Here is a 17,445-nt window from a genome sequence, read left to right as displayed (position 1 = left end):
GAGGCTCTGGTTCAAGAGGGCTGGAGCCGACGTGAGCGCCGGCCCGGCTGTTGTGTGGAGCTGCGGGGAATCGAACCCCGGTCCTCGAGCGTCGAGCCAGGTCTTCTCCGGGTGCAGTCAGTGATGGCGTTTTCTCGGCCCCGGCGCTCGCACAGACACGTCGCCGACAGGCCCAGCCGGGTTTGAGTCCCGCGTCACCCTCCCGGCGAGAGTGACGCAGCAAGTCTCCTAGATGACGTCTGGATCCGGGACGGAGACGGATGCCCGGTCAGACGCTTCGATCACTGCTCAGGCAGCGAGAGCGAAGGAACTGCGATTGGTGTTGGCAGTTATAGGTTTCCAGCGATCGTTTACGAGATGACGCTGGCTTCTCGACCCGCTTCTCCTGGAACAAACGTCCCAAGTCGAAACCGATCAGCCCCTCTTGAGTTGTGACGACGTCAGTCTACCGGTCGGTCCCGACACGGCACCATCCAGATTCCCGCGGGGGCCTCAGAGACCGAAGCCGGCCAGCCAGGCAGCGACGACGGGGATGTCGACGCGCTGGTAGCCGTCGATGTAACGGCAGTTCGCGGTGTACCCGTACGACGTCACGCCGACGACCTTCCCGTTGAGCCACAGCGATCCGCCCGAGTCACCGAAGCAGGTGCCGCCGGTGCCGAAGGGATCCTTCTCGTTGCCGTTGGTCTGGATGATCTGCGGGGTGATCTTCTGGCCGGGCATCACGACGTAGCGACGGATCAGTGGATAGCTCTGCGGCGTCGGCTTCTGCGGGCCGGTCGGCGCCTGGCGGACCTCGGTGCCGTAGCCGACCGCGGTGAAGAGGGTCTTGCGCGGGTGCTTGATCGCGTCGGCCGCGCCCAGGTCGGCCATCGGAGCCGGCGCGATGTCGAGGATCGGCTCGTCGAGCACGATCACGCCCACGTCGTTCCAGTTGTCGATGTCGGTGAAGTCGCTGTACTGCGGGTGCGTGTGGGCCGTGCCCGAGTGGTAGCCGGCGGCCGCCAGCTCCGCGGAGGTGTAGCCGGCGGCAGGGTCGGCGGCGACGGGCAGCGGCGACGGAGGAGCCTCGGCGATCACGCTGTCGAAGGTGACCAGGGTCTGGCCGAGGGTGCCGGACGTGCAGTGCGCGGCGGTGAGCAGCACGGTCGGGCTCACCAGGGTCGCCGAGCAGCGGAACCGGCCGGTGGCGTCGTAGAACGCGATCAGGCCGACGTTGGGGTGGGTCTCGCCATCGGGAGTACCGCCGGTGCTGGCACTCGCGGGCGCGACGAGGCCGAGGGCTGCGACGACGGTCGCGGCGAGAACGAGAAGACGAGAACGCATGGGGGTTTCCTCCGAGGGTGGACGATCTGCCCAGCCCACCATGTGGATCGCCCGCGAGGAACCCCTCTTTTGTGAGGATCTTGCGGTTCGGCTCCCGATCTGCCGCAAGGCCTGCCGTCGATGCCGAGGAACGGCGTCAGTCGCGCATCCCCTTGAGACGGCGGCCGATGGCCTCCTCCTTCTCACGGTCCGCGGTGCGCTCGGCGATGGCGTGGCGCTTGTCCCACGACTTCTTGCCCTTGGCCAGGCCGATCTCGATCTTGGCGCGACCCTTGACGAAGTAGAGCGACAGCGGGATGACGGTGTGCCCCTTCTCGCTGACCTTGCGCTCGATCTTGTCGATCTCGGCACGGTTCAGGAGGAGCTTGCGCTTGCGCCGGGCGGCGTGGTTGGTCCAGGTCCCCTGGGCGTACTCGGGGATGTGGACACCGTGCAGCCACGCCTCGCCACCATCGATGTCGATGAACCCGTCGACCAGGCTGGCGCGGCCGAGCCGCAGCGACTTCACCTCGGTGCCCTGGAGGACCATGCCGGCCTCGAAGGTGTCCTCGATGTGGTAGTCGTGGCGCGCCTTCTTGTTGGACGCGACGATCTTGCGCTCGACAGCGTCCTCCTTCTTCGCACCCGACTTGTTGGCCATGTCCCCATTCTCTCAGGACCGTGCAACGGGTTTGGTCAGAGGTACTGCGCGGGGTCGACCGGTTCGCCGTTGCGCAGCACGGTGAAGTGCAGGTGGCAGCCGGTGGACCAACCGGTGCTGCCCGAGTAGCCGACGGTCTGGCCGCGACGGACCCGCGCCCCCTGCCCGACGGCGTAGCTCGTCAGGTGGTTGTAGACGAGGGTGATCGAGGCCCCGTTCACCTTGCCGATCGCGACGTACAGGCGGTTGCCGTAGACCTCGTCGTAGTAGCGGCTGATCACGGTTCCCGACTCCCCCGCGACCAGGCGCGCACCGCAGCCGGTGCCGAAGTCGATGCCGTTGTGGAGGCCGTAGTAGCCGTAGATCGGGTGGATCCGGTAGCCGAACGGCGAGGTGACCGGGCCGGGGCCCGGCTTGGCGAGCAGTCCGCCGGTGCCGCCGTTGTAGCTGCCGCCCTGCTGGCGGGAGAGGGCGAGGATCTGGCGCTTGATCCGCGACTCGCGGGCCTCCAGACGACGCAGCGCGGCGCGGTCGGCAGCACGGGCCCGCACGACGGCCGCACGGGCGCTGTTCGTGCTGGTGACCAGGGAGGCGACCCGCGCCTCGGCCGTCTCTGCCTTGGTGACCAGGCGGGCGATGGAGGCGACGTTCTGGTCCGCCTCGGTCTTGGCGGTGGCGACGTTGTCGCGGGCGGCCTCGACCTCGGCCTCACGCTCGGTCAGCAGCTGCTCGGCGAGCATGAACTCGTCGAGGGCCTGCTGCTGGCGACCGGTGATGACGTCGTTCGCGGTCTGGTTGAGCAGCACCTCCTCGATGGAGTTGCCCTCGGCGTACGACGACAGGAGGGCCAGCCGCGGGTCAGCGGTGGTGGCCATCGTGATCATCGTGTCGCGGCCCTCCCGACGCTGTCCGGCCACCTGCACCTTCGCGTCGGCGAGCTCGGCCTTGGCCACCTCGAGGGCCTGCTCGGCACTCACCAGCTTTGCGGCCAGCGCCTCGGCGCGGGTCCGGGCGTTGGCCAGATCCGTGCGCACGGCGCCGAGCCTGGTCCGGGCGGCGCTGAGCTTGCCCTGCGCGGCCTTCAGCTCCCTGGAGATCTTGGCGACCTTGGCGCTCGCCTCGTGGATCTCGTCCTTGACGCCCGAGATCTGCCCGCGGACCTGGTCCTGCCGGTCCTCGAGATCGTCCCTGTCGTCGGCCTGGGCCAGCGGCACGGCAAGGCCGGCCACGGCGACAATGACGGCGACAGCGGTCACCAGCCATTGGGGATGAGCCCACACGGGCAGCCGATCAAGGGCACGGCGGAGCCTGCGGGCGCTGGGGAAGTAGCGCACGGGTGACACCTTCAGTGTTCGGGGAAGAGAACAGCACGACCGTAACTGCCGGGAATCAGACTTTGACGTATTTCCGGGTCAGCAGGAGTGTCGGGACCAGCGTCAGGGCCGGACCGAGCAGGACGATGCCGGGCGGGAAGACCCCGATCAGGGACTGGGCGTAGTCGTCCCAGCCGACCCAGGGCAGGAAGTTCACGTGCTCGGCGAGCCCCTTCTCGATGCCCCAGTACTGGAAGGAGGCGAGCGAGCCGGCCGCGAGCGCGACACCGACGATCGCGGTCACCAGCGACTCGAGCAGGAAGGGCAGCGCGATGTAGAGCGTCGATGCTCCCACCAGCCGCATGATGCCGATCTCCCGGCGCCGCGCGAGCGCAGCCAGCCGGATGGTGTTGGTGACCTGCAGCAGGGCGGCGAGGAGCAGGAAACCCGAGCCGATCCACGATCCGTACTTGAGCACCTTCATGATGCCGAAGATCTGCCCGAGCGCCTCGCGCTCGTCCTTGATCACCGAGACGCCGTCGAGTCCCTCGAGGGCGCTGATGATGCCGTCGGCGTTCTCCGGGTTCTCCAGGGTCACCCAGTAGCCGGCGGGCCAGGTCTCCGGCGACACCACCGGGTCCGGACCGCTGGACGCGGCCTCGGAGATGATGCCGGAGTCCTTGGCGTTCTGGAAGCTGACCTCGCTGGAGAGGTACTCGAAGGACTCGACCTCCTCGTTGCGGTCGATCTCCGCCTCGATCCGCTTCTGCTGGGCCTCGGTGACCTCGCCGCTCGCGCAGTTCTGGTTGCCCTGGCGCAGCGTGGGGTCGTCGACGGTGCAGAGGTTGACCAGGATCTTGAGCTCGTCGCCGAGCTTGTTGGCGGCCAGGTCGGCCTCGCGCTGGATCAGGATCCCGACGCCCGCGAGCGACAGGGAGACGAACAGGGTCAGGATGACGGCCAGGTGGGCCGAGAGGTTGCGCCGCAGGCCGGTGCGGAGCTCGGTGAAGACATAGCGCAGCTGCATCGCTCAGCCCTCCTGGTTGTCGAGGTGCTGGAAGCCGTAGCTGCCGGCGGCCTCGTCGCGGATGACCTTGCCGTGCTCGAGCTCGATCACGCGCTTGGTGAACTGGTCCACGATGCCGTGGTCGTGCGTGGCCATCACGACGGTCGTACCGGCCTGGTTGATGTCGGCGAGGAGGTTCATGATCCCCACGGAGGTCTGCGGGTCGAGGTTGCCCGTGGGCTCGTCGGCGATGAGGATCATCGGCTTGTTGACGTAGGCGCGCGCCACCGCGACGCGCTGCTGCTCACCACCGGACAGCTCGTCGGGCATCCGGTCGGCCTTGTCCTTCAGCCCCACGAGCTCGAGGGTCTCGGGCACGACGCGGTTGATGTCGCGCTGGGACTTGCCGATCACCTGCTGGGCGAAGGCGACGTTCTCCGCGACGGTCTTGTTCGGGAGCAACCGGAAGTCCTGGAAGACGGTGCCGATCTGGCGGCGCAACCGGGGGACCTTCCAGCCCGCCATGCGGTTGATCTCCTTGCCCGCGACGTAGACACGACCCGTCGTCGGACGCAGCTCGCGCAGGACCAGCCGCAGCGCCGTCGACTTGCCGGAACCGGACGTGCCGACGAGGTAGACGAACTCTCCCTTGTCGATGTCGAGGGTGACCTGATCGAGCGCAGACTTACCCGGACCTGCATAGCGTTTGGTGACCTTTTCGAATCGAATCACTGGCCTGACGGTACGCGACGGACCTGTACGACCTGCGCAGGGCCGTGGCTCGGTGCGTCGGCCTCAGGTCCGTGATCTAAGGTGACGGACGTGTCGACGGTCCCGCGTGCGCTGGCTCTCTCAGCGCTCCTGACGCTGGTGCCGGTGGGCATCGGCGTGGCGGTGTCCGAGGACCGTACGCCGACGCGGGAGGTCGCCGCCTACGAAGGCACCGACCTCGCGGACTTCGACACCACGGCAGCGGTCGTGCAGCGCGCACCCTTCTGCGAGCTGGTGCCTGCCCAGGCGGTGTCTGCCGCACTCGGCGTCGAGGCGGAGCCCACGGCCTACGGGAACGGCGAGGAGTCCGAGGCACTGCCGAGCGGCGACGTGGCCCACGAGTACGGCTGCCTGTTCAACGCCGGACCGACGGTGGGCAACGCCCGCGCGTGGGTCTTCGCTCCCCCGGTGACCACCGCCCGCGCCGAGCAGCTGGTGACGGCCTCACAGATCGAGGGCTGCACGACCGAGACCGGGGCGCCGGCCTACGGTGCGCCCTCGCTCGCCCTGACCTGCGCGACGGGGGACCTCGTCACCGTCTCCTACCGGGGCCTGTTCGGTGACGCCTGGCTCGCCTGCAGCCTCACCCTGCCCGCCGCCGAGGCGGGCCAGGACGCAGCAGCCCGCGCGGGCCGTTGGTGCGTGGCGGTCGCCGAGGCGGCCTCCGTCCTGCCCTCCTGATCGAGCCCCCGAGGATCGGGACCGGGTCCCGCCTCAATTGGATGCCGCCGGTGCCGATCAGGCGTTCATGCTGCAGTCGCTGCGTGGGGGCCTGCTGGGCCTGACGGTCCTGGTGGTGGGAGTCGCCGGACTCGCGCTCCCTGCTGCCGCCGAGGACACCGGAGCGGCTCCCGCCGACGAACCGATCACCTTCGTGCGCGACCACTGGACGGCGCCACCCGAGACGGCCAGCACGACGTCGGCGGCGACGGTCGCGTCGGCGACCGCACTGGCGTCGTACGGCCCGGGCGAGGCGTTCTCCCTGCACAGCCGGGCCGGCGCACCTCGCACGCTCTACCTCGACTTCAACGGCGGGACCCTCCTCTCCTCGAACTCCTGGCTGCTCAACGGGCTGACCAGCCTGCTGTTCCCGGGCTGGACCATGGACGGATCGACCTCCTTCTCCGACGCCGAGCGCGCCGTCGTGATCGAGGTGTGGGCCCGGATGGCCGAGGACTTCGCGCCCTTCGACATCGACGTCACGACCCAGGAGCCCGCCTCCGGCGACCTGTGGCGCTCCGGTTCGGGCGACACGAGGTACGGCGCCCGGGTGGCCTTCACGTCCGGGAGCGGCGTGCAGGACGGCCTGTGCGGCGGCAACTGCGGCGGCGTCGCGTGGATCGGGACCTTCTCCACCGTGACCAGCGGCGAGACGCGCAGCCCCGCCTGGGTCTTCCCGAGCGCGCTGGGCAACCGGGCCAAGAGCATGGCCGAGGCGGGTTCGCACGAGGCGGGCCACAACCTCGGCCTCCAGCACGACGGCACCTCGACGTCGGGCTACTACAGCGGCACGTCCCTCTGGGGCCCGATCATGGGAAGTCCCTACTCGGCGAGCGTCAGCCAGTGGTCACGCGGGTCCTACGCCGGCGCGAACAACCAGCAGGACGACCTCTCCGTGGCGCAGTCCCACGGCCTGCCCCTGCGATCCGACGAAGCAGGGAACACGCCCGCGACGGCCGTCGACCTCTCCACGCTGCCCGGGGGCAACGGCGTCGTCAGCAGCACGGCCGACGAGGACTGGGTCAGCGTCAGCGGCTGCTCGGGCACCGTCACCGCCCAGGCCACGCCGACCGCCCTCGGACCGAACCTCGACGTCGGACTCGAGGTCCGCACCGCCTCGGGCGCCCTGCTCGCGTCGTCGGCACCGGCCACCACCCGCACCTCCTCCGGCACCAGCGGTCTCGGCGCCTCCCTCTCACTCCCCCTGACGGGCGGCCCGTTCCACGTCGTGGTCTCGGGTGTCGGGTCGGGTGCCGGCGGCACCTCCGGCTGGTCCAGCGGTGGGTACGACGACTACGCCAGCCTCGGGAGCTACCACCTCGCCGTCACGGGTTGCCCGGGCGCCGCAGAGCCACCCGTCGACCCGCCCGTCGACCCGCCCGTCGACCCGCCCGTCGACCCGCCCGTCGACCCGCCCGTCGTGACCCCGCCGGTCGTCGTACCGCCGCCCGTGACCCGGCCGGGGACCCCCGCCCCGCCGCGGGTCTCCCCCGGCACCCGCGGGGGCCGGCGCACCCTGGTCGCACGCTGGAGCCCGCCGTCCTCGACGGGCGGCGCGACGATCAACGGCTACGTCGTGGTGGCCCACCGGTTCAGCTCGACGGGCCGTGTCGTGGCCACCGTCACCTCGCGGGTGCTCGGCTCGACGGCGCGGCGCCTCGAGCTCACCCTGCCGCGCGGGCGCTGGGCGGTGCGGGTCAAGGCCCGCAACCGGATCGGCTGGAGCGCGCCCAGCAGGGCGTCGGCACGGACCTCACCCCGCTGAGCGACGATCACGAAGGCTTTACCTATCTAAGTCGATCGAGTTTACTGTCTTTGTGCAAAAGGGGCTCGACGACACCGAGGGACGCTTCACGCTCCCCCGCTGGGCATGGCGCAGCGGCGCCGTCACCATCGCGGTCGTGCTGTTCGTGACGGGCGAGTCGGTCGCCGCGATCGCGGCCGTCGTGGCGTTCTCGGTGGCCGAGGTCGTCTTCGACGCGGCGGAGCTGGAGCGGGACTAGCGCACGTCGTCCGGGGTCGCCCTCGTCGTCCTGCGACGGTCCCACCACGCCCAGCAGGCCATCACGACCACCACCAGCAGACCGCCGGCGATCTCGTCCACGACGTAGTGCTCGGCGTAGTAGACCAACGCGAACAGCATGCTGGCGGGGTAGAGCAGGACCGACCAGCGCCAGCGGCTCCGGAAGTGCGACACGACCCACCAGGCGATGAAGATCGCGAGGGCCGAGTGCAGTGACGGCATCGCTGCGACCTGGTTGCCGATGGAGGAGAGGTCCTGCTGCGTCGTCGTCTGGACGGTCGGGGTCACCGAGCGGGATGACGCCGTCAGGTCGAACCAGCCCCGTCCGGTGATCCGGGCGACGTCGTTGGTCAGGTAGCCGTCACGCGCGGCCATCCACGGCGGTGCCATCGGGTAGAGGATGTAGCCGGCGACCGAGAGCAGCATGATCGCCAGGTAGCGCCGCATGTAACCGATCCACGCAGGGCGGTTGCGCTTCCACAGCACCGCGCCGATGGCGAGGGCGGCGAAGAAGTGGGTGTAGTAGACGGTGGTCAGCACGACGTCGTACCAGCGCGGCGCCAGGGACTGCCGGCACGGCACCCCGCACAGGTGCGCCTGGAGCCACTCGGTCGGCAGGATGCCGCCGAACAGCCAGCGGTCTGCCTCGATCGGCCAGGTGAAGCTCACGCTGAGGATCCCGAGGTTGTCCGAGACGCCGCGGCTGTAGAGGTAGAGCAGCAGGACGGCGAACGGCGGCCACCAGTCCCGGAGGAACGCCAGGTGCTCCTTGACCGGACGCCGCACGTCCCAGGCGACCGTCGCGAGCCAGAGGATGATCACGACCTGGTAGCCCTGCCGCGGCAGGCCGTTGGTCTGCATGTAGGCGACCAGAGCGACCACGAAGGCCACGACTCCAGCGACGCGCGCCAGGTCGATCGAGCGCACCTCTGCCCGGGCGACCTCCGCCTCACCACCCGTCATGACGACCTCACGGGACCGAAGGGTAGCTCCCTAGTTGCCGTCGGCCTTGTCCGCTCCCCGGCGCCAGCGGATGCCGGCCTCCAGGAACCCGTCGATGTCGCCGTCGAAGACCGCCTGCGGGTTGCCGACCTCGTAGCCGGTGCGGAGGTCCTTGACGATCTGGTACGGGTTGAGGACGTAGTTGCGCATCTGGTCGCCCCAGCTCGCCTGCACGTCGCCCTTCAGGTCCTTCTTGAGCGCGGCCTCCTCGGCCTTCTTCAGCGCGAGGAGCTTGGCCTTCAGGACCACCATCGCCGAGGCCTTGTTCTGCAGCTGCGACTTCTCGTTCTGGCACGAGACCACCACGCCCGTGGGCAGGTGCGTCAGCCGGACGGCGGAGTCGGTGGTGTTGACCGACTGGCCACCGGGACCGCCCGAGCGGAAGACGTCGACCCGCAGGTCGTTCTCGTCGACGTCGATCTCGTCGGTCTGCTCCAGCACCGGGATGACCTCGACCGCGGCGAAGGAGGTCTGGCGGCGGCCCTGGTTGTCGAAGGGGCTGATCCGGACCAGGCGGTGGGTTCCGGAGTCGACCGACAGCGTGCCGTAGGCGTACGGCGCGTGGATCGCGAACTCGGCCGACTTGATGCCGGCCTCCTCGGCGTAGGAGACGTCGAAGACCTCGACGGGGTACTTGTTGCGCTCGGCCCAGCGGGTGTACATCCGCATCAGGGTCAGGGCGAAGTCCGCGGCGTCGACGCCGCCCGCGCCGGCGCGGATGGAGACGATGGCCTCGCGCTCGTCGTACTCCCCCGACAGCAGGGTGCGGACCTCGAGGCCCTCGACCGACTTCTTGACCCGCGCCAGCTCGGCGTCGGCCTCGGCGAGGACGTCGGCGTCACTCTCCTCGGCGGCGAGCTCGGCGAGGACCGCGAGGTCGTCGATGCGCTGGTGCAGCTGGCGGAACCGGTCGACCTGCCCCTGGAGACCGGACAGACGTCCGGTGACCTTGGTGGCGTTGGCCTGGTCGTCCCACAGGTCGGGGGCAGCGACCTGCTCACCGAGCTCGACGATCTCGCGCTCCATCGCTTCCAGGTCCAGGACCTGCTCGATGGTGTGCATCGTCGCAGTCAGCTGCTTGATCTCGGCGTCGTAATCGGGTCCAGCCACAAGGAGCAAGGCTACGTCCACCTACCACCGGGCGACCAACCGCGGGTCCATCGGAAAAAAGTGAACCCAATTCATGAAATCTTGGTGTGGTCTTCTTCACAGTCTGCTTGACTCCCGCTGACTCCCTCCGCCACATGGGCTCCCCCGCCCATTTCTCTCGGGTGGCATCCGACCACTGACGGGACGGATGACGCATGCTCCCTGCGCCGAACGACCACCCCCTGCCCACCCACCACCGCCACCGGGCGACCCGCGCCGCGCGCGAGTTCCGTCGCCGCATGGCCTGGCTGAGCGTTCTCGCGACCATCGTCGCGACGCTCGTCGCCTCCGGCGCCACACCTGCTCGCGCGGCCCAGGCCTCCGGCGACGAGGTCCCCACCCTGAGCACCGGGTGGTCCTGGACCTACGCCACGGTCTTCAACTACTCGGCCGACGGCACCAACGTGTCGATCAACGAGAACGTCACCTACACCGTCGCGGGGGTGGAGAACTACCAGGGACAGCCGGCCTACAAGCTGAACCTCACCGGCACGATCACCGGCGGAGGCGGCTCGGTCGCCGTCGACGGCGTCGGCAACGCGACGCTGTCGAACTTCGGTGGCACCGTCAGCGGCACGCGCTACATGCGTCGCTCGGACTTCGCGCTGCTGAAGGAGACCCAGTCGCAGGCGCTGACCGCCAAGGCGCAGGTCTCGATCATCTCCACGAACATCACCGCCAACATCAGCCTGTCGATGGACCCGCAGCGCGGATGGCGCCTGCTCCAGTTCCCGACCGAGGCCGGCAACTCCTGGACCAACGACGTCGACGTCGACTACACCGGCGGCTTCACCTATGACGCCGGCTCGCTCGGCGGCACCGGTGCCTCGGACTTCGCCGGTCTTCTCGAGTTCGACGGCACCACGACCGTCGCGAACGAGAACCTCGTCGTCCCGGCTGGCACCATCAGCACCCGCCGCGCCCTGACGCAGAGCGCGGACGGCCAGACCCGTACGACGATGTGGTACTCCCCGAACCACCGCAACGCCGCGCGTCTGCTGCTCGAGATCCCGCTCGACGGCGGGTCACTGACCCTCGACCAGAAGCTGTCGTCGGCGAGCACGCCGACGCCTGCCACCACCCTGACCAGCACCGTCACTCCGTCGCTGACCTGCGCCGGCGGTGACATCTCCATCGCCGGCAAGCTCAGCAGCGGCACGGCTGGCGTCCCGGTCACCGTCGCCCTGGACAGGTCGCCGCTCACCGCGGGCGCGACGTCCACGACCACGACGACCACCACCGCCGGTGGCAACTACACCGCCACCCTGCAGGCACCTGCCGAGGCCGACGGCTACCAGCGCTCCGGGATCCGCGGCAGCTGGGGCATCGTGACCACCGCCGGTGGCGCCTCCAGCACCTCGACCGTCGTCGTCACGCCGAAGAACTGCTCGACCATCACCTACACCGGTGACACGAGCACCCCGCAGGGCACGAACGCCACCGTGTCGGCCAAGCTCGTCGACCTGACCGGTGAGAGCGTCGCCAACAGGACGATCACCTTCGCGTTGTCCGGTGGTGCCACCACCACCGCGACGACCAACGCCGCAGGTGTCGCCGAGACCACCATCGCCGCCGCCGGTCCGCCGCGCAGCGCGACCATCACGGCGTCGTACGCCGGCGACGCCGGCCTGGAGGCCGCCTCGACCTCCACCGCCTTCACCGTCGGCACGGTCGCGACGTCCACCACCGTGGTCGCCGACCCCGCCGTCGTCACCGTCGGTGACCCGGTCCGCTTCACCGCCTCGGTCACCCCGACGCACGGCGCGACCCCGGGCGGCTCGGTCCAGTTCAAGGTCGACGGTTCCGACTTCGGTCCCGCGATCGCGCTCACCGGCGGCTCCGCCACGAGCCCGGCGCTCTCGACGCTCGGCCTCGGCGACCACCTCGTCGTCGCGGTCTACTCCGGCACCAGCGACCACGCCGGCAGCACCTCGGCCGCGGTGACCTTCCGGGTCCGCGAGCCGCTCAAGGCGACCACCACCACGTCGACGGCGAGCCCGACCACCACCGTCTACGGACAGGCGGTCCTGCTCGGCGCGACGGTCACCACCGCGACCGGAACGCCCACCGGCGAGGTCGTCTTCACCGTCAACGGCGACGAGGTCGGCCGCTCCGGCCTGGCCGCCGACGGCTCCGCGGAGGTGTCCGTGGACACCCTCGCGGTCGGCAACAACCCGGTCGTCGCCACCTACTCCGGCGACGACGTCTTCGGTCCGAGCTCGGCCTCCCCGCGCGGCGTGGCCGTCAGCAAGGCCGCGGTCGACGTGGAGCTCTCCGCAACCGACGCCAGCACGGTCACCGGTGAAGCCGTCGGCCTGACGGTCGTCGTGGCCGCCGAGGCCCCCGGCGGCGGAACGCCCGACGGAACGGTCCAGCTGCTGGTCGACGGCAACCCGAGCGGTGCTCCGGTCGCCCTCACCAACGGCTCGGCCACCTTCGCTCCGCTCACCTCGCTGACCACCGGTGCGCACACCCTTGCGGCGTCGTACTCGGGCAGCGCGCGCTACCTGACCGGCTCCGACCAGGTCGAGCAGGACGTCACCCAGGCCGACACCAGCATCGCGCTGGTGGCGAACCCGACGCCGTCCCTGCAGGACCAGGAGGTCCGCCTGACGGCGAGCGTGGCTGCGGTCAGCCCCGGCTCGGGTTCCCCGACCGGCACGGTGACCTTCTACGCCGGCACCGACGTGATCGGCTCCTCGCCGCTCGGCGGCACCGGCCCCGGCAGCACTGCGACGCTGGACGTCTCCGACCTCGCGCCGGGCGGCTACCAGCTGAGCGCCCGCTACGCCGGCGACGCCGACTACCGCTCCAGCCAGTCCGAGTCGGTCAGCCACACCGTGATCGAGGGGACGGCGGTCATCGAGACGTCGACCGTGCTGTCCTCGAGCACGAACCCCTCGACGTACGGCGAGCTGATCACCTTCACGGCCGAGGTCGAGACCGGGGACGGGAGCGCGCCGAACGGCACGGTCCAGTTCTCCGTCGACGGGTCGGACTTCGGTGACCCGGTGGCCGTGAACGGTGACGGCGTGGCGGAGAGCGCGACCCTCGCGTCCCCCGACCCCGGCGACCACCTCGTGATCGCGGCCTTCACCCCGCAGCCCGGCTTCTCCGGCAGCGGTGACCTGCTGACGCAGACCGTCGCAGCGGCCGGCGTCGACGTCGAGCTGAGCTCGTCGAACCCCGACGCCGAGGTCGGCGAGGACGTGCGGTTCTCCGTCGACGTCACCTCGCAGGTCCTGGGCACCGGGACGCCGACCGGGTTCGTGCAGTTCTCGGTCGACGGTCAGCCCGTCGGCGATGCCGTCGAGCTGGTCGACGGCTCGGCCTCCAGCGCAGTGCTCGACGACCTGGCGCCCGGTGACCACACCGTCACCGCGCTCTACTCCGGCGACCTGCACTTCCAGCCCGAGCTCGCCGAGCTGGCGCAGTCGGTGGCGAGGGTGGCGACCACCACCACCCTCACCATCTCGCCCACCACCGTCACCTACGGCGAGACCCTGCGCCTGACGGCGAAGGTCACCTCCGCCAACGGCAGCCACGGCGCGCCGACGGGTGCCGTGCGGTTCCTGGCGAACGGTGCCGAGATCGGCAGCGTGCCGCTGCTCCTGCCCATCGGGCCGAGTGACGGGCTGTCCAGCACCGCGACGCTCGAGACGGCTGCGCTCCCCGCGGGGACCTACCAGCTCCGCGCCGTGTACGCCGGCAACCCGATCTGGGACGGCAGCAGCTCCGCCAACGGCAGCATCACCGTCGCCAAGCGGGCCACGGCCGTCAAGGCAGATGCGGCCGTCGTGTCGCTGACGCCCCTGGGCCTCCCGCTCGGACTCCTCCGCGCGACGGTCACGTCCGGCGGCGGACCGCTCGCGGGTGTTCCGGTCGAGTTCAAGGTCGGCACGAAGGTCGTCTGCACGACGGCGACCAACGGCTCCGGGACGGCGTCGTGCAACGGCGCCACGCAGCTCCTGGCGCTGATCCTGAACGGCGGCTACACGGCCACCTTCCTCGGGGACGCCAACCACCTCTCCTCCACGGCGCGCGGCGCCATCCTCAAGTGAGTCCGGTCATGATGAAAGGAACTCTCGTGCGCAGACTGATCGCCGCCATCGCGGCGCTCGCGGTGGCCCTCGGCCTCCCCGTCCTGCTGGCGTCGTCGGCCGCGGCCGACATCACCGGCCCCGCCGCCAACGCCGTGCTCCGCGGCAACGCCACCATCTCCGCCGGTGGCGCCTCCGACGGCACCGCCTGCCTCGCCGGCAGCGGTCCGCAGACCACCCTGCAGCTGATCAACAGCGGTGGGACCGTGGTGTTCGAGAGCGTGCAGGGAGGGACGGGCGCCAAGACCGTCACCTTCGACACCCACGCCTACACCAACGGCGCCTACACGGCCCGGGCGATCGAGCGGAAGCGCTCCGGGTTCCTGTACTGCACGAACAGCACCACCACCACCAACCGGTCGGTCACGATCGACAACATCACCCAGCTCGCGTACTCGGGTGCCACGGAGGGTGCGCAGAACACGTCGGTCACGGTGAGCGCCACGCTCACTGACCCGAACCTCGCCGCCTCCGTACTGCCCAACCGCTCGGTGAGCTTCACGCTCGCCGGGGGTGCCACGGTCAGCGCGACGACCAACGGCAACGGCGTGGCCACCGCCTCGCTGCCCGTGTCGGGCCCGCCGCGCACCACCACGGTGACGGCAGCCTTCGCCCAGACGACCTTCTACCGTGCCTCGAGCACCACGACCGAGTTCACCGTGCAGAAGAACCCGTCGACGACGACCGTGCTCCAGCCGGCTCCGGTCGTCCACGGCGAGGCCGTCTCCTTCACCGCCCAGGTCACCCGGGTCAACGGCACCAGTGACCCGACCGGGACCGTGCAGTTCACCATCGACGGCAACGACCACGGCGCTCCCGTGGGTGTCGTCAACGGCTTGGCCACCTCGTCGTCGATCGACTCGCTGAGCACCGGCAACCACGCCATCGGTGCGCGCTACAGCGGCGACGGCAACCTGCTCACCAGCAACGCGAACACCGCTCAGCTGAGTGTCGGCAAGGCTCCGACCTCGACCGTGCTCACCAGCAGCGGCTCCCCGACCGTGAGCGGCGAGGCGGTCACCTTCACCGCCACCGTCGATGTGGTGGCACCGGGCGTCGGCAACCCCGGCGGTGCGGTCCAGTTCACGATCGACGGCGAGCCGTACGGCACCGCCGTCGCGCTCGACGGCGACCACGCCGACCTCACCATCAGCAACCTCTCGCCCGGCAACCACGACGTCGTGGCGACGTACAACGGCAACGGTGACTTCGCGGCGAGCAACTCGGCGGCGATCACCCACGGCGTGAACCGCGCGGACACCACGGTCGCACTGTCCACCTCCAACCCGGACGCCGTCGCCGGCGAGCCCCTCACCTTCACCGCCGAGGTCGACGTCGTCGGCGCCGGCGCCGGTGAGCCCACCGGCACGGTCCAGTTCTCGGCCGATGGTGACCCGATCGGTGCCCCGGTGCCGCTCAACAACGGCACCGCGGTCTCCCCGGCGACCGGTCTCGACGCGGGCGACCACGTCATCACCGCCAACTACGAGGGCGACACCCGGTTCGCCGGCGCCTCGGACACCCTCGGGCAGGAGGTCTCCGCCGCCCAGACGACGACGACGGTGAGCAGCTCGCCGAACCCGTCCGTGGTCGGCCAGCCGGTCACCGTCACCGCGACGGTGACCCCGGTCAGCCCCGCCACGGGTTCGCCGGTCGGCTTCGTCCAGTTCGAGATCGACGGTGAGTCGAGCGCGTTCGTCGAGCTCGAGAACGGTTCGGCGGAGCTCGTCACGAGCACGCTGGTCCGGGGCTCGCACCAGGTCAAGGCGCGCTACCTCAGCGCCGACCCGAACTTCGTCACCAGCACCTCCACCGTGGCCAACCACACGGTGAACAAGGCCGCGACGAAGACGACCGTCACCAGCTCCTCGCCGGTGTCGGTCACGGGCCAGCCGGTGACCTTCACGGCGACCGTCGGCGTGATCGCTCCCGGCGCGGGTTCCCCGTCGGGCACGGTGACCTTCACCAACGGCACCACGGTGCTCGGGTCGGCCCCGGTCAGCTCCAGCACCGGCGGCGTCGCATCGATCACGGTGGACAGCCTCGCGGTCGGCCAGCACGCCATCGAGGCGACGTACGACGGCGACGACAGCTTCAACGGCAGCAACGGGTCGGTCGCACAGAAGGTGCAGCGGGCGCAGACCTCCGCCGTGCTGACCTCCTCGGTCAACCCGTCGCAGTCCGGTCAGGGCGTGCGCTTCACGGCCCGGATCGCGCCCGTCGCGCCCGGCGTCGGCACTCCCACCGGAACCGTCCAGTTCACCGTCAACGGCGCGAACCTGGGTTCTCCGGTGACGCTCGTCGACGGTGAGGCCCTCAGCAACGCGTTCAGCTCGCTGTCCCCGGGCTCCTACCGGATCGGCGCGAACTACAACGGCGATGCCCGCTTCGTCGCGAGCACCGGTGTCCTCGACCAGGGCAACGGCCAGAACGTGACGAAGGGCGCGACGTCGATGACGCTCGAGTCCGCGACGCCGAGCGCTTCCCACGGCCAGACCGTGAGCTTCACCGCCACGGTCAAGGCGGTGGCCCCGGCCACCGGCAAGCCCACGGGCGTGGTCCAGTTCTGGAAGGGCGGGACGCTGCTCGGAGCGGTCAGCCTCACCCCGGCCTCGGCCGCGGTGACCAGCACCGCCTCCTTCTCCACGGCGGCACTGGCTCCCGGACAGCACGAGATCCGCGCGGTCTACCTCGGCAACTTCAACTTCGAGGGCCACGTGGCGACGACGACCCAGTCGATCGGCGCCTCGGACACCGTCACCGGCATCGACTCGGACGCCAACCCGTCGACGTACGGCGGCACGGTCACCCTGACCTCGACCGTCGCCAACGCGTCGCCCGGACTGGGTGCCCCGAGCGGCACGGTGACGTTCAGCTCCGGCGACGACGTCCTCGGCAGTGCTGACCTCGAGACCGCGGACGGCGCCACCACGGCCTCGCTCGAGGTCGAGGGGTTCGCGGCCGGCAGCCACGAGATCACCGCGTCGTACTCCGGCGACACCAGCCACTCCCCCAGCACCTCCCCGGTGCTGGTCCAGGTCGTCGAGCGGGCCCAGGCCACCCTGGTCGCGCACGACGTCGCCGACGCCCCGATCGACAACTACTCGCGGGTGGAGGCCACGCTCACCGGTCTCGACGGCGAGCCGCTGGTCGGGCAGGCGCTGGTGTTCACGACGGGACCGGTCCTCAACGGCAACGTGACGTCGGTGTGCACCGCGGTCACCAACGCGTCGGGCTACGCCAAGTGCGACGTGCCGCTGCGGACGTTCGCGCTGATGCTGCAGGGCTTCGAGGTCCGCTTCGGCGGCAATGACAGCTACGCACCTGCCGTCGCCGTCGGACTCTACGAGGACCCTGAGGACTGAGCCTCACCCTCACCGTTCCACGCACGCAAC

12 protein-coding genes and 1 other RNA gene are annotated in these 17,445 nt (G+C 70.2%); 5 read left to right on the top strand and 8 right to left on the bottom strand.

Annotated features, from left to right (window positions below; translation table 11 throughout):
• Window positions 1–52: 52 nt before the first annotated feature.
• The 6 genes from ssrA to ftsE form a co-directional block, all read right to left on the bottom strand.
• Window positions 53–422: a transfer-messenger RNA gene (gene ssrA, locus ASE01_RS24000) on the bottom strand.
• Window positions 423–492: 70 nt separating this feature from the next.
• On the bottom strand, window positions 493–1,326 hold the full coding sequence (locus tag ASE01_RS10690; RefSeq protein ID WP_056750845.1) for a trypsin-like serine protease: 834 nt from the start codon (window positions 1,324–1,326) through the stop codon (window positions 493–495).
• A 136-nt stretch (window positions 1,327–1,462) separates the two neighbouring features.
• The gene (gene smpB / locus ASE01_RS10685; RefSeq protein ID WP_056750842.1) at window positions 1,463–1,966 is read right to left on the bottom strand and encodes an SsrA-binding protein SmpB; all 504 of its coding nucleotides are present in this window, start codon (window positions 1,964–1,966) and stop codon (window positions 1,463–1,465) included.
• A gap of 35 nt (window positions 1,967–2,001) precedes the next feature.
• Window positions 2,002–3,300 (bottom strand): M23 family metallopeptidase, encoded by a 1,299-nt coding sequence (locus ASE01_RS10680; RefSeq protein WP_157537265.1) that lies wholly within the window; start codon window positions 3,298–3,300, stop codon window positions 2,002–2,004.
• Window positions 3,301–3,355: 55 nt separating this feature from the next.
• Window positions 3,356–4,306: a permease-like cell division protein FtsX gene (gene ftsX / locus ASE01_RS10675; RefSeq protein WP_056750837.1), complete on the bottom strand. Its 951-nt coding sequence runs from the start codon at window positions 4,304–4,306 to the stop codon at window positions 3,356–3,358.
• A gap of 3 nt (window positions 4,307–4,309) precedes the next feature.
• Window positions 4,310–5,017 (bottom strand): cell division ATP-binding protein FtsE, encoded by a 708-nt coding sequence (gene ftsE / locus ASE01_RS10670; protein ID WP_056750834.1) that lies wholly within the window; start codon window positions 5,015–5,017, stop codon window positions 4,310–4,312.
• A 90-nt stretch (window positions 5,018–5,107) separates the two neighbouring features.
• Here ftsE and ASE01_RS10665 point away from each other — a divergent pair, with 90 nt between their 5' ends.
• The 3 genes from ASE01_RS10665 (at window position 5,108) to ASE01_RS10655 (ending at window position 7,779) form a co-directional block, all read left to right on the top strand.
• Window positions 5,108–5,737 carry a hypothetical protein gene (locus ASE01_RS10665; RefSeq protein WP_157537263.1) on the top strand — a complete coding sequence of 210 codons (630 nt, stop codon included), beginning with the start codon at window positions 5,108–5,110 and terminating at the stop codon, window positions 5,735–5,737.
• A 67-nt stretch (window positions 5,738–5,804) separates the two neighbouring features.
• Window positions 5,805–7,541, top strand: a complete 1,737-nt coding sequence (locus ASE01_RS10660) for a hypothetical protein (RefSeq protein ID WP_157537261.1) — start codon at window positions 5,805–5,807, stop codon at window positions 7,539–7,541.
• Window positions 7,542–7,593: 52 nt separating this feature from the next.
• Window positions 7,594–7,779 (top strand): hypothetical protein, encoded by a 186-nt coding sequence (locus ASE01_RS10655; RefSeq protein ID WP_056750825.1) that lies wholly within the window; start codon window positions 7,594–7,596, stop codon window positions 7,777–7,779.
• On the opposite strand, the gene ASE01_RS10650 is transcribed toward ASE01_RS10655, so the two are convergent.
• Entirely contained in the window at window positions 7,776–8,762 is a 987-nt protein-coding gene (locus ASE01_RS10650) for a phosphatase PAP2 family protein (protein ID WP_056750822.1), read from the bottom strand. The genes ASE01_RS10655 and ASE01_RS10650 overlap by 4 nt on opposite strands.
• A gap of 30 nt (window positions 8,763–8,792) precedes the next feature.
• Complete coding sequence (prfB, locus tag ASE01_RS10645; RefSeq protein WP_056750819.1) at window positions 8,793–9,911, bottom strand: peptide chain release factor 2; 1,119 nt, start codon at window positions 9,909–9,911, stop codon at window positions 8,793–8,795.
• Window positions 9,912–10,105: 194 nt separating this feature from the next.
• On the opposite strand from prfB, the gene ASE01_RS10640 reads away from it, so the two are divergent.
• Together ASE01_RS10640 and ASE01_RS10635 are read left to right on the top strand one after the other, a co-directional pair.
• Window positions 10,106–14,011: an Ig-like domain-containing protein gene (locus tag ASE01_RS10640; protein ID WP_056750816.1), complete on the top strand. Its 3,906-nt coding sequence runs from the start codon at window positions 10,106–10,108 to the stop codon at window positions 14,009–14,011.
• Between the two features lie 26 nt (window positions 14,012–14,037).
• Complete coding sequence (locus ASE01_RS10635) at window positions 14,038–17,415, top strand: beta strand repeat-containing protein (protein WP_056750812.1); 3,378 nt, start codon at window positions 14,038–14,040, stop codon at window positions 17,413–17,415.
• Window positions 17,416–17,445: the final 30 nt, after the last annotated feature.

This window comes from Nocardioides sp. Root190 (assembly GCF_001428565.1).
In the GTDB taxonomy this organism is placed as follows: domain Bacteria; phylum Actinomycetota; class Actinomycetes; order Propionibacteriales; family Nocardioidaceae; genus Nocardioides.
This window is presented reverse-complemented; position numbering and strand designations above follow the sequence as displayed.